The sequence below is a fragment of the Kitasatospora sp. NPDC057512 genome (assembly GCF_042802135.1).
Lineage (GTDB): Bacteria > Actinomycetota > Actinomycetes > Streptomycetales > Streptomycetaceae > Kitasatospora.
Genome location: NZ_JBHVET010000133.1, coordinates 1 through 14,586, shown reverse-complemented (window position 1 = coordinate 14,586; position 14,586 = coordinate 1). Strand labels below are relative to the sequence as shown.

The 14,586-nt window shown below is 71.9% G+C and carries 2 protein-coding genes; one reads left to right on the top strand and one right to left on the bottom strand.

Going from position 1 to position 14,586, the window contains the following annotated elements; translation table 11 throughout:
* Positions 1-14,130: putative nucleotidyltransferase substrate binding domain-containing protein (locus ACFU6K_RS12050; protein WP_380662445.1), on the bottom strand; the 14,130-nt coding region annotated here is incomplete at its 3' end.
* 25 nt (positions 14,131-14,155) lie between these two features.
* Here ACFU6K_RS12050 and ACFU6K_RS12045 point away from each other — a divergent pair.
* Positions 14,156-14,586 (top strand): hypothetical protein (locus ACFU6K_RS12045; RefSeq protein WP_380662444.1); only part of this gene is annotated, 431 nt, incomplete at its 3' end.

Sequence of the window (14,586 nt, the reverse complement as noted above, 5' to 3'; positions counted from 1 at the left end):
CGGGATCCGCACCCGCTTCCGCAGGAATGCCGAACCGGTACTCCGCGACATCGTCTGGAACCGACCGGACTCGACCACGGACTCCGGGTGCAGCCCCAGGGCCTCCGGAGCGAGCCCGCCGGCCGTCGGCGTGGCGTCGCCCGCCAGGTTCAGTGCCCGGAAGAACTCCACCCGGGACTCCGACTTCAACTTCCCGTAGTCGTAACCCCGGAGGAACTCCGGCGCGGCCGGGACGACCCGGTCACCGAACACGTCCGGACCCAGCAGGCCCACCGGCGCCACCGGCGCCTGGGGAGCCTCGGGCATCAGGCCGACCAGCTCGTCGATCAAGTCCTGTGCCGTGAACGGCGCCGCCGGCTGGACGGCGGTCGACACCTGCGCCCGAGTGGACCCCGATCCCTCGCCCTGGTTCCCGGGGCGCTGGGGCTGCCGCGACCGCGCGATCCCCTCCGCCAGATCCAGGTCCTCCAGCGCCTCCGCTTCCTCCGCGAGCTCGGACTCCTCCTCCTCGCTGTCCTCGACGTCCTCGCTGTCCTCGCTGTCCTCGCTGTCCTCGGCAGCCCTGCCCTTGCCCTTGTCCACCCGGGAGTTCGGGGCCGGGAACTCGTCCTCCTCCTCGCCCTCGGAAGTCTCCTCGACGTCCGCCATCACGACGCCCGTCGAACTCTGCGACGGCACCAGCGGAGCCGCGCCGCGCGGCACCGGCTCCGTCTCGGATGCGTCCACCGGACGCGACTCGTCCAAGGCCTGGACGGGCTCAACGCCGTTCGGGGTGAAGCGGATCCAGGCACCCGGCGTGCCGTCGGCGGCCGGATACATCAGGAAGCCGGCGTCCGCGTCCAGGTCGGTCGACAGCGCCGCGATCTTCCCCGTCGGCGCCCACACCACCCGACCGGTCGCGTTCGCCACCTCCTGCGCCAGCGACAAGCCGCCGTCCGAGGCCGGCAACGCCGCGTCGCACGCGGCCAGCACGATCTCGTCACCCGCCGCCAACTGCTGGACACTCGGCCTACGCCGCAACGTCCGGGCCAGACCCGTCGCGGTCACCTTCACCGTACCGACCGGGCCGGACAGCGGCAGCACCGCGAAGTCCCGGTTCCCGTGCAGCAACGCGAGGTAGCGCCGCCCGCCCGTCCCCCACGGCACCTTCCGGTAGCCGGTGACCTCCTTCCCCTGACCGTCGACCTCCAGCAGCCACCGCCGCCCCAGGTCGAAATTCCTCAACACCTCACGCCGCTGAGCCAGTTCGTCATCCGTGTGGAACGCCCGACCCTGCGGAAGGCCCGTCCCCGGCGCCGCGATCGTCAGGCTCTGGACATCGCCCAGCCGCACACTGCCGCCACCGACGACCGGCAGCTCCAGCTCGGCGTCCCACAACTCGCCCGGTTCCACGGTGCCCGGCACCACCGGACTGTGGACCACCGGCGTGACGGACTGGTCCGCCACCGGACGGGCGCGTCCGAACAGGTTCTTCCAACGCGACGGAGCCGAGGACTTGACCTTGGCCCACAGGGCGTCCAGGCTCCCCTGCACCTCGTGCAGGGCCCCGAGTGCGGCGGCCAACTGCTCCTGCTCCTGCGGCAGCAGACGCTCCAGCCCGTTCGGCGGCTCCGCCACCTGCGTGGTCGCGACCCTGTCCCGCTCGCCCCCGTAGGCCCGGTGCAACCGCTGCCGCAGGCTCAGCGCCAGCTCGTAGGCGTCCTTCAACCTCTGGCCGAGGCTCGCCGGCAGCACCCGCGCCGCGATCAGCTCCTCCAACCGCTCGCCGGTGCTGAGCCGCCACGGCGTCTCCGGCTTCGCGACCGCCCGGTAGGCGGCATAGAGGTGCCGCGTGGAAACGGTCAACTGCCGCATGAGGTCGGCCTTGACGTCCACGCTGTTCGCCTGTGCCAGGGACTCCGGACGCGGGAGACCAGTGAACGCCTCCCGCAGCGCGATCCACTCCGAAACGGCGTCGATGCGCCCGCCGCGCTCCTCCGTGAACCTCCGGTAGAGCTCCCGCTGACCGTCCAGCGACGTGACGGCCGCGAGGTCGCCGGTGAGCGGCTCCAGCTCGATCAGCCGGGTGTCGTGCATGACACCGTGCTTGGGCTCCGGCTCCTCGCCCGGAGCGGCGAGCGAGAACTCCAGCACGGCCTCCGGGTCGAAGACCGCCAGGTTGGGGTTGAACCACATGACATCGGCCTGGAACGGGGCCGGCACGGTCCCGTTCACCGGCAGGAACTGACGGGCCAGGTCCAGCCAGCCCGCCGCCAGAGCGATCAGCGACCCCAGCCACACCGCGTCCGCCTGGGAGCCGAGCAGCCCGAAGTCCAGGTCGGCGGCCGGCGTCAGATCGGTACGGCCGTAACCCGCCACCGCCACCACAGCGTAGGGCGCCGTCGGCTCACCCCGCATCGACTCACGGGCCCACCCGACCGCGTCCGCCATGATTCCGTCGGCGAACGTGGTCAACCGCCTGGCCAGGTCACGCGGCGACTCCTCCGGCGCCGCCACCGGCACCTCGTCCCGGATCTGCTGCGCCGCGAGGAGCACTGTCACCAACAGCGCCACCATCGGCTGCTCGCCGGGCCGCAGACCGTCCCGCAGGGCCTGGGCCAGCAGCCGGAGCACGTCCAGACGCTGCGCCTGGGCCAGGGCGGCGAACGCCTGCTGGAAAGAGCCCATCTGCAGGGCCCGGCCGACACCCTGCCGGTCCTCCGCGCCCGCACCGCTCTCGTCCAGCGCGGCAACCAGCTCGTCCAGGCGCTCACCGATCTCGGCCCGCTCCGCCTCCCCCTCACCTGCGGCGACCAGCTGCTCACGGGCCCGGTCCAGATCGGACTGCTCCTGCACGACGGTCTCCACCACCGTGACGACGCCGTCGACGGACTGCGTGGGGACCTGGAGCAGCCCCGCCGTCGACACCTCCTCGGGCGCCAGCATGCGCACCCGCTCGACACCCTTCCTGGGGTTGGCCTCGTCCACCTTGACCAGCAGGCTGTCGGACCACGGCGGGAGGACGACCGGAGTACCGACCAGGTTCGTCGCCCCGTCGACCTTCTGGACGGTGCGCCACTGCACCCGTTCCCGCAGCTCGGGGTGCCGGGCCAGGAACCCGATCACCGTGTCCCAGAGCAGCTCGGGACGTGGATGCCGGGCGACCCTCGAAGCCACCTCGCTCAACGCCAACTTGCCGCTTTGGTAAGAGAGTTCGCGGATCAGCGTGTTGATGACGCGACGGGCCGCCAGCAGCGTCGCCTCACGGTCGGGCACCTCGGGCAGCTGGACGACCGCCGCCGGCTCCGTCTCCGCGGCCGGCCGCTCCCGCGGCACCCAGGTGTTGCCGGTGCCGATCTCGAAGATCTCCGAGGTGACCAGCGGGAGCGCGTCGGGGCCCTTGAGCCCCAGGCCGTGCGCCAGGTCCGCCCAGATGTTGACACCGGTCCCGCTCAGGTACAGGACCGCGTTCTTCTCGTTCTCGTCCGCGTGGCGCGACGGCTCGACAGGGACCTTCTTCACCCACTCCTTCGCCCCCCGGAAGTCGGCACCGGAGATGTGCGACGGCTTCCGGGACTGGAAGTACATCCCACGGACGGTGTTCTCGTGCGAGCTGCGCAGGTAGTTGCCGCGCAGCACCTTCAGGTGCTGCCGCACGGCCCGGTGTCCGGCCGGGGCGATCAGCACCGCGTTCGCCAGGCCGCCCTTGGAGGTCCTGGCGGCCTTGGTGAACCCGGTGGTCGCGCCGGTCGTGGTGCTCGTGCCGGTCGTACTGGTCGCGCCGGTCGTCGTGCTCGGCACCGTGGTCGCGGCACTGGCCCTGGCGACGGCGAAGCCCTGCTCGGATTCGACGATCCGCCGGACCTCCGGCTCTAGGTCCTCCAACAGTCGGTTGTCACCGTCGGTGTAGACCCCGCCGAACCGGTCCAAGACCTCCAGCCGCAGGATGTCGCTCGCCGAGGCGTACCCCTGCCCCAACCCCTTCGCCGTCTCCATCTTGTACGCCGCTTCGAGACGCATGGGCGCCTCCGAAGAGAAGACCTCGTCGACGTTGACCAGCACCACGTTCCGGTGCGTCCGGTTCCTTGCCCACTCCACCATGGCGCGTACGGTGGCGAGTTCGGGCGTGTCCCGGTCCGTCCCCGCGGCCGCCGCGGCCTCGGCGACCCGCGCACGGGTGACGTCCGTCCAGATCACATGCGTGAACCCCTGGCCCGGACCGTCGGCCGAGTCCTGCACATTGGTCATGAACGGACCGGTGTGCTCGTTGTCCATCGACAACGGGCCGCCCAGCCAGATCGAGTGCACCAGCCGCGGAATGCGCACCGTCTTCGGCAGCGGCATCAGGCCCGACCTGCGCGGCATCGTCTGGGACTGATCGGACGAGACGACCGAATCCGGCTTCAGGCCCAGGGCATCCGGGGTGAGCTCGCCGACGGCCGGTGCGGTCTCGCGCGCCAGGTCCAGCGCCCGGAAGAACGCCACCCGGGACTGCGACTTCAACTTCCCGTAGTCGTACCCCCGGAGGAACTCCGGTGCGGCTGGGACGGCCCGGTCACCGAACATGTCCGGACCCAGCAGACCCACCCGCGCCGCCGACCCCTGGGGAGCCCCGGGCATCAGGCCGACCAGCTCGTCGATCAACTCCTGGGCCGTGAAAGGCGCCTCCGACTGAACGACGGTCGACACCTGAGCCTGAGCAGACCCCGACCCCTCACCCTGGTTCCCCGGGTACTGGGGCTGCCACGACCACGCGATCCCCTCCACCAGATCCAGGTCGTCCAGTTCCTCCAGGTCGTCCGCGTCCTCCTCGAACTCGGACTGCTCCTCCTCGGAGTCCTCGACGCCCGTCATCACGACGCCCGTCGAACTCTGCGACGGTGCCAGCGGAGCCGTGCCACGCGGCACCGGCTCCGTCTCGGACACGTCCACCGGACGCGACTCGTCCAAGGCCTGGACGGGCTCAACGCCGTTCGGGATGAAGCGGATCCAGGCACCCGGTGTGCCGTCGGCCGCCGGGTACATCAGGAAGCCGGCGTCCGCGTCCAGGTCGGTCGACAGCGCCGCGATCTTCCCCGTCGGCGCCCACACCACCCGACCGGTCGCGTTCGCCACCTCCTGCGCCAGCGACAACCCGCCGTCCGAAGCCGGCAACGCCGCGTCACACGCGGCCAGCACGATCTCGTCACCCGCCGCCAGCTGCTGGACACTCGGCCTGCGCCGCAACGTCCGGGCCAGACCCGTCGCCGTGACCTTCACCGTGCCCACCGGACCCGACAGCGGCAGCACCGCGAAGTCCCTGTTTCCGTGCAGCAGCGCGAGGTAGCGCCGCCCACCGGTCCCCCACGGCACCTTCCGGTACCCGGTGACCTCCTTCCCCTGATCGTCGACCTCCAGCAGCCACCGCCGCCCCAGGTCGAAGTTCCTCAACACCTCACGCCGCTGCGCCAGTTCGTCATCCGTATGGAACGCCCGACCCTGCGAAAGACCCGAACCCGGCGCCACGATCGTCAGACTCTGGACATCCCCCAGCCGCACACTGCCGCCACCGACCAGCGGCAGCTCCAGCTCGGCGTCCCACAACTCGCCCGGCTCGACCGTGCCCGGCACCAGGCCGACGGACTGATCCGCCACCGGACGGGAACGCCCGAAGAGGTTCTTCCAACGCGACGGGGCCTGGGCCGGGGGCCTGACCTTGACCCACAGGGCGTCCAGGCTCCCCTCCAGCTCGTGCAGGGCCCCGAGCGCGGCGGCCAACTGCTCCTGCTCCTGCGGCAGAAGACGCTCCAGCCCGTCCGGCGGCTCCGCCACCTGCACGGTCGCGACCTTGTCCCGCTCGCCCCCGTACGCCCGGTGCAACCGCTGCCGCAGACGCAGGGCCAACTCATAGGCGTCCTTCAGCTTTTGGCCGAGGCTCGCCGGCAGCACCTTCCCGTCGGTCAGCTCCTTCAGCCGCTCGCCGGTACTGAGTTTCCACTCCGTGTCAGGCTTCGCCACCGCCCGGTAGGCGGCATAGAGGTGCCGCGTGGCAACGGTCAACTGCCGCATGAGGTCGGCCTTGACGTCCACGCTGTTCGCCTGTGCCAGGGACTCCGGGCGCGGGAGCCCCGCGAACGCCTCCCGCAGCGCGATCCACTCCACCTCGGGGGCGAGGCGCTGACCCCGCTCCTCCGCGAACGTCCGGTAGAGCTCCCGCTGGCCGTCCAGCGACGTGACGGCTGCGAGGTCGCCGGTGAGCGGCGCCAGCTCGATCAGACGCGTGTCGTGCATGACACCGTGCTTGGGCCCCGGCTCGTCCCCCGGAGCGGCGAGCGAGAACTCCAGCACGGCCTCCGGGTCGAAGACCGCCAGGTTCGGGTTGAACCACATGACATCGGCCTGGAACGGCGCCGGCACCGTCCCGTTCACCGGAAGGAACTGACGGGCCAGGTCCAGCCAGCCCGCCGCCAGCCCGATCAGCGACCCCAGCCACACCGCGTCCTGCTGCGAGCCCAGCAGCCCGAAGTCCAGATCGGCGGCCGGCGTCAGGTCCGTGCGGCCATAGCCCGCCACCGCCACCACCGCACACGGAGAGGTCGGAACGCCCCGCATCGACTCACGGGCCCACCCCACCGCGTCCGCCAGAATGCCGTCGGCGAACGTGGTCAACCGCCTGGCCAGGTCACGCGGGGACTCCCCCGGCGCCGCCACCGGCACCTCGTCCCGGATCTGCTGCGCCGCGACGAGGACCGTCATCAGCAGCCCCATCATCGGCTGCGCCCCGTGCTCCAGACCGTCCCGCACCATCTGCGCCAGCAGCCGGAGCACCTCCAGCCGCTGCGCCTGGGCCAGGGCGGCGAACGCCTGCTGGAAGGAACCCATCTGCAGGGCCACACCGACACCCTGCCGGTCCTCCGCACCCGCACCACTCGCGTCCAGCGTGGCAACCAGCTCGTCCAGGCGCTCACCGATCTCGGCCCGCTCCGCCTCCCCCTCACCTGCGGCGACCAGCAGTTCACGAGCCCGGTCCAGGTCGGACTGCTCCTGCACGACGGTCTCCACCACCGTGACGACGCCGTCGACGGACTGCGTCGGAAGCTGGAGCAGCCCCGCCGCAGGCACCGTCGTGGCGGGCGGCGGCACCTCCTCGGGCGCCCGCATGCGCACCCGCTCGACACCCTTCCTGGGCTTGGCCTCCTCCACCCTGACCAGCAGGCTGTCGGACCACGGCGGCAGGACGACCGGCGTACCGACCAGGTTCGTCGCCCCGTCGACCTTCTGGACGGTGCGCCACTGCACCCGTTCCCGCAACTCGGGATGCCGGGCCAGGAACCCGATCACCGTGTCCCACAGCAGATCGGGCCGCGGGTGCCGGGCGACCCTCGCGGCCACCTCGCTCAGCGCCAACTTGCCGTCTTGGTAGGAGAGTTCGCGGATCAGCGTGTTGATGATGCGCCGGGCCGTCAGCAGCGTCGCCTCACGGTCGGGCACCTCGGGCAGCTGGACGGCCGCCGCCGGCTGCTCCCTCGGCACCCAGGTGTTCCCGACCCCGATCTCGAACACGCCCCGCTCGACCAGGGGGAGCGAATCGGGACCCTTGAGCCCCAGGCCGTGCGCCAGGTCCGCCCAGATGTTGACACCGGTCCCGCTCAGGTAGAGGACCGCGTTCTTCTCGTTCTCCTCCGTGTGGCGCGGCACCTCGACGGAGAGCTTCTTCACCCAGTCGTCCGCTTCCCGGAAGTCGTCGCCGGTGATGTGGTCCCGGTTCCGGGTCTGGAAAAAGCCCCCGCGGACGGAGTTCTCGTGCGAGCTGCGCAGGTAGTTGCGGCGCAGCACCTCCAGGTGCTGCTCCACGGCCCGGTGGCCGGCCGGAGCGATCAACACCGCGTTCGCCAGGCCGCCCTTGGTGGTCCTGGTGGCCCTGGTGATCCCGGTGGTCGCACCGGTCGCGGCAGTCGTGGTGCTCGGCACCGAGTTCGCGATGCTGGCCGTGGCGACGGCGAAGCTCTGCCCGGATTTGACGATCCGGTCGACCTCCGAGGCGAGGTCGCCCCGGAGCCGGTTGTCGCCGTCGGTGTAGACCCCACCGAACCGGCCGAGGACCTCCAGCCGCAGGATGTCGCTCGCCGAGGCGTACCCCTGCCCCAGGCCCTTCGCCGTCTCCATCTTGTAGGCCGCTTCGAGGCTCATCGGCGCCTCGGCCGAGAACACCTCGTCGACGTTGACCAGCACCACGTTCTTGTGCGTCCGACCCCTCGCCCACTCCACCATGGCGCGTACGGTGGCGAGTTCGGGCGTATCCCGGTCCGTCCCCGCGACCGCCATGGCCTCGGCGACCCGCGCACGGGTGACGTCCGTCCAGATCACATGCGTGAACCCCCGGCCCAGATCATCGGCCGAGTCCTGCACATTGGTCATGAACGGACCGGTGTGCTCGTTGTCCATCGACAACGGGCCACCCAGCCAGATCGAGTGCACCAGCCGCGGGATCCGCACCCGCTTCCGCAGGAATGCCGAACCGGTACTCCGCGACATCGTCTGGAACCGACCGGACTCGACCACGGACTCCGGGTGCAGCCCCAGGGCCTCCGGGGTGAGCTCCCCGGCCGTCGGCGTGGCGTCGCCCGCCAGGTTCAGCGCCCGGAAGAACGCCACCCGGGACTCCGACTTCAACTTCCCGTAGTCGTAACCCCGGAGGAACTCCGGTGCGGCCGGGACGACCCGGTCACCGAACATGTCCGGACCCAGCAGGCCCACCGGCGCCACCGGCGCTTGCGGCCCCCCGGGCATCAGGCCGACCAGCTCGTCGATCAACTCCTGCGCCGTGAACGGCGCCGCCGGCTGGACGGCGGTCGACACCTGCGCCTGAACGGCAGTCGACACCTGCGCCTGAGTGGACCCCGATCCCTCGCCCTGGTTCCCGGGGCGCTGAGGCTGACGCGACCGCGCGATCGCCTCCGCCAGATCGAGATCCTCCAGCGCCTCCAGGTCGTCCTCGTACTCCTCGGACTCGGACTGCTCCTCCTCGGAGTCCTCGGAGTCCTCGACGTCCTCGACGGCCCTGCCCTTGCCCTTGTCCGCCCGGGAGTGCGGGGCCGGGAACTCGTCCTCCTCCTCGCCCTCGGAAGTCTCCTCGACGTCCGCCATCACGACGCCCGTCGAGCTCTGAGTCGGCGCCTGGGGAGCCCTGCCACGCTGTGCCGGGCTCGACTCCTCCGAGATCTGGCCGGACTCAACGCCGTTCGGGGTGAAGCGGATCCAGGCACCCGGTGTACCGTCGGCGGCCGGGTACATCAGGAAGCCGGCGTCCGCGTCCAGGTCGGTCGACAGCGCCGCGATCTTCCCCGTCGGTGCCCACACCACCCGGCCCGTCGCGTTCGCCACCTCCTGCGCCAGCGACAAGCCGCCGTCCGAAGCGGGCAACGCCGCGTCACACGCGGCCAGCACGATCTCGTCGCCGGCCGCCAACTGCTGGACACTCGGCCTGCGCCGCAACGTCCGGGCCAACCCGGTCGCCGTGACCTTCACCGTGCCCACCGGACCCGACAGCGGCAGCACCGCGAAGTCCCGGTTCCCGTGAAGCAGGGCGAGATAGCGCCGCCCACCGGTCCCCCACGGCGCCTTCCGGTACCCGGTGACCTCCTTCCCCTGTCCGTCGACCTCCAGCAGCCACCGCCGCCCCAGGTCGAAATTCCTCAACACCTCGCGCCGCTGCACGAGTTCGTCATCCGTGTGGAACGCCCGCCCCTGCGGAAGGCCCGTCCCCGGCGCCGCGATCGTCAGGCTCTGGACATCGCCCAGGCGCACACTGCCGCCACCGACGACCGGCAGCTCCAGATCCGCGTCCCACAACTCGCCCGGCTCGACCGAGTCCGGCACCGGGCCGACGGACTGGTCCACCACCGGACGGGCACGCCCGAAGAGGTTCTTCCAGCGCGACGGGGCCGAGGACTGGACCTTGGACCACAGGGCGCCCAGGCTCCCCTGCACCTCGTGCAGGGCCCCGAGCGCGGCGGCCAACTGCTCCTGCTCCTGCGGCAGAAGACGCTCCAGCCCGTTCGGCGGCTCCGCCACCTGCGCGGTCGCGACCTCGTCCCGCTCGCCCCCGTACGCCCGGTGCAACCGCTGCCGCAGGCTCAGACCCACCACATAGGCGTCCACCAACCGTCGGCCGAGCGGCTCCGGCAGCACCTTCGCCGCGATCAGTTCCTCCAGCCGCTCGCCGGTGCTGAGCCGCCACGGCGTCTCCGGCTTCGCGACCGCCCGGTACGCGGCGTAGAGGTGCCGCGTGGCAACCGTCAACTGCCGCATGAACGTGGTCTTGACGTTGACGCTGTCCACCTGCGCCAGGGACTCCGGACGCGGGAGGCCGACGAACGCCTCCCGCAGCGCGGCCCACTCCACCTCGGGGGCGAGGTGCAGGCCCCGCTCCTGTGCGAACCTCCGGAAGAGCTCCCGCTGGCCCTCGCGCGACGTGACGGCCGCGAGGTCGCCGACGAGCGGCGCCAGCTCGATCAACCGCGTGTCGTGCATGACACCGTGCTTGGGCGTCAGCTCGTCGGCCGAAGCGGCGAGCGAGCGACCCAGCACGCCCTCGGGGTCGAAGACCGCCAGGTTCGGGTTGAACCACATGATGTCGGCCTGGAACGGCGCCGGCACCGTCCCGTTCGCCGGAAGGAACTGGCGGGCCAGGTCCAGCCAGCCCGCCGCCAGGTTGGTCAGCGACCCCAGCCACACCGCGTCCTGCTGCGAACCGAGCAGCCCGAAGTCCAGATCGGCGGCCGGCGTCAGATCGGTACGGCCGTAGCCCGCCACCGCCACCACCGCGTACGGCGCCGTCGGCTCACCCCGCATCGACTCACGCGCCCACTCCACCGCGTCCGCCATGATTCCGTCGGCGAACGTGGTCAACCGCCTGGCGAGATCACGCGGCGACTCCCCCGGCGCCGCCACCGGCACCTCGTCACGGATCTGCTGCGCCGCGGCGAGAACCGTCACCAGCAGCGCCACCATCGGCTGCGCCCCGTGCCCCAGACCGTCCCGCACGACCTGCGCCAGCAGCCGGAGCACCTCCAGCCGCTGTGCCTGGCCCAGGCCCGCGAACGCCTGCCGGAAGGAACCCATCTGCAGGGCCACACCGACGCCCTGCCGGTCCTCCGCACTCGCACCACTCGCGTCCAGCGCCGCCAGCAGCTCGTCCAGGCGCTCACCGATCTCGGCCCGCTCCGCCTCATCCGCACCCACGGCGACCAGCTGCTCACGGGCCTGGTCCAGATCGGTCACCACCGGCGCGACGCCGTCGACGGACTGCGTGGGAACCTGGAGCACCCCCGTCGCGGCGGGCGCCGACACCTCCTCGGGCGCCAGCATGCGCACCCGCTCGACACCCCGCCCGGTCCTGATCCCCTCGACCTCCCCGGGCTCGGGCACCAGGAGGCCGGCGGACCACGGCGGGAGCGGGACCGGGGCGCCGATCGGCCTCGTCCCCGCGTCGTACTTCTGGACGGTGCGCCACTGCACCCGCGTCCGCAACTCGGGGTGCCGGGCCAGGAACCCGATCACCGTGTCCCAGAGCAGGTCGGGCCGCGGGTGCCGGGCGACCCTCGCGGCCACCTCGCTCAACGCCAACTTGCCGTTCTGGTACGCCAGTTCGCGGATCAGCGTGTTGATGATGGTCCGGGCCGCCAGCAGCGTGGCCTCGCGGTCGGGCACCTCGGGCAGCTGGTCGCCCTCCGCCGGCTCCGTCTCCGCGGCCGGCTGCTCCCGCGGCACCCAGGTGTTCCCGACCCCGATCTCGAACACACCCGGCTCGACCACCGGGAGCCTGCCGGGGCCCTTGAGCCCCAGGCCGTGCGCCAGGTCCGCCCAGATGTTGATCCCGGTCCCGCTCAGGTAGAGGACCGCGTTCTTGTCCCGCTCCTCCGTGTGGCCCTGCACCCAGACGGGGTCCTCCCCCGCCATCTCATCCGCCTTGCGGAAGTCGGTCTTGGACACGGACATCCGGTCCAGGTACTGGAAGTAGCCCCCGCGGACGGTGTTCTGGTGCGAGCTGCGCAGGTAGTTGCGGTGCAGCACCTCCAGGTGCTGCTCCACGGCCCGGTGGCCGGCCGGGGCGATCAGCACCGCGTTCGCCATGCCGGCGTTCCCGACCTTGGCGACGGCGAAGCCCTGGTCGGAATCGACGATCCGCTGGACCGCCGGGGCGGGGTCGGCCTGGAGCCGGTTGTCGCCGTCGGTGTAGACCCCGCCGAACCGGCCGAGGACCTCCAGCCGCAGGATGTCGCTCGCCGAGGCGTACCCCTGCCCCAGACGCTTCGCCGTCTCCATCTTGAACGCCGCTTCGAGGCCCATCGGCGCCTCGGCCGAGAAGACCTCGTCGACGTTGACCAGCACCACGTTCCGGTGCGTTCGGTTCCTCGCCCACTCCACCATGGCGCGTACGGCGCGGAGTTCGGGCGTGGCCTCGTCCGGCCGCTCGACCGCCATGGCCTCGGCGACCTGCGCACGGGTGACGTCCGTCCAGATCACATGGGTGAACCCCCGGCCCAGATCGTCCGCCGAGTCCTGCACATTGGTCATGAACGGACCGGTGTGCTCGTTGTCCGCCGACAGCGGGCCGCCCAGCCAGATCGAGTGCACCAGCCGCGGAACGCGCACCGACTTCGGCCCGCGCACCGACCCCGACTTGCGCGGCATCGTCCGGAACCACCCGGACTCGACCACGGACTCCGGGTGCACGCCCAGGGCCTCCGGGGTGAGCTCCGCGGCCGTCGGCGCGGCCGCGCGCGCCAGGTCCAGCGCCCGGAAGAACGCCACCCGGGACTCCGACTTCAACTTCTTGTAGTCGTACCCCTGGAGGAAGTCCGGCGCGGGAGGAACGACCCGGTCACCGAACACGTCCGGCCCCAGCAGGGCCTCCAACGGATCCGCCAGCACCGCCGGCACCTGCGGCCCCCCGGGCATCAGGCCGACCAGCTCGTCGATCAACTCCTGCGCGGTGAACGGCGCCGCCGGCTGCACGGTGGTCGACACCGGCAGCTGAGCCGACGCCGACCCCTCCGCCGGGGAGACCTCGTCGAGGGCCTGCGTGGGGACCTGGAGGAGCTTCGCCTTCCCCTCGGGCGTCAGCCCCCGCCCGGTCCGGCCCCCGGACCCGGCCGACGCGGACGTGACCAGACCTCCGTCCCCGCCCGACTGCTGCCGGCGCCGCCTCAACACCTCGATCGCCGCCGCCAGCTCGCGGGCCTCCCGGGCCTCGTACTCCTCCCAGGTCTCGCCCGGGTCCGGAGCCCTCAGGAACGTGATCTCCTCCTCGGGCTCCTCCTCGGCATCCTCCTCGGGCTCCTCCTCGACGGCCTCGCCGCCCTCGATGGGGTTGACGGGTTCGAAGAGCTCGACGGGCTCGACGGGCTTGACGGGCTCGACGGGCCGGCCCTTGCCCTTGTCCCTGCCCAGCCCGGCAACCGGGGCCGAGGTCCCCTCGGCCTCCTCGGCTTCCTCGGCTTCGGAGGCGGGCTTCCCGCCGGACCCCGCCGACAGGTTCAGGGGGAACGACGGCATGAGCCCCTGCCGAACCAACGAGCCCACGTTGACACCGAGTTCACCCGCCAGCTCGTGCCAGGCCTCGGCCTCGGCGGCCGCGAGGTGGGGGGCCAGATAGCGGTCCATCGAGTCGAAGTCCGACGGACCGGTGTACTCGCGCATGGGCTTGCGCAGCGCGGCATCGGCCCGCCGGGTGACCTGGGCCCGGGCGTCGGCCAGCGAGATCTCCCCGATCGTCCCGGAGTTCCCGCCCGACTTGTCCCGCAGGTCCTGCAACAGCTCCCGCCACCGGGCGTCCTCAGCAGCAGCCGCCTCCGCGCGGCTGCGCTCGGCCCTGGCCTCGGCCTCCGCGACCCGCGCCTTCGTCCGCTCGGACGCCTCCCGCTCGGCAGCGGCCCGCTCCCGCCGCTCCGCGGCCGCCTTCGCCCGCTGCTCCGCGTGGCTCTCCGCCGCCTCGCGCGCCTCCTCGGCACGCTGCTCCGCCAGCTTCCGGACCTCCGGATCCTGCCGCTTGTACTCCAGCCAGCGGTCCATGACCTCCGCGTGCTTCTGCGCCGTCAGCCGGGCCTCCTCGCCCCGCGCCTCCTGCCACGACTTCTCCGGCACCCGGGGCCGGGCAGCCGGAGCCACCGCTCCCTGGTCACCGCCCGGAACGGTGGCAGCCGATCCGGCGCCGGCCGCCGCCGCCGCTGCCTTCGCCTCGGCGAGCCGCGCCTCGGCCGCGCTCGCCTGCTTCGCCGCCAACGGCGTCCGCGACGTGTTCCGATCCGGTGAGACCGAATTCCCTTCCCCCGCGGCGGACTTGTCCGACGAATTACCGGGCGCCTCGGTCTTCACCTTCGCCTCAGCACCCGGCTTCGCCGCCGCCGCGTCCGCCTTGGCCTTCGCCGCAGCCGCCGCATCCGCCTCGGCCTTCGCCTTCGCGATCCGGTCGTTCGCCGCCGCCTCCTGCTTCGCCGCCAACTCCGACTGCGGCTTGACCCGCTCCATGGGAGAGGAACTCTCCACCCCCGCACCGGACTTGTCCGACGACTTACCGGGCGCCTCGGACTTCACCTTCGCCTCAACACCCGGCTTCGCCGCCGC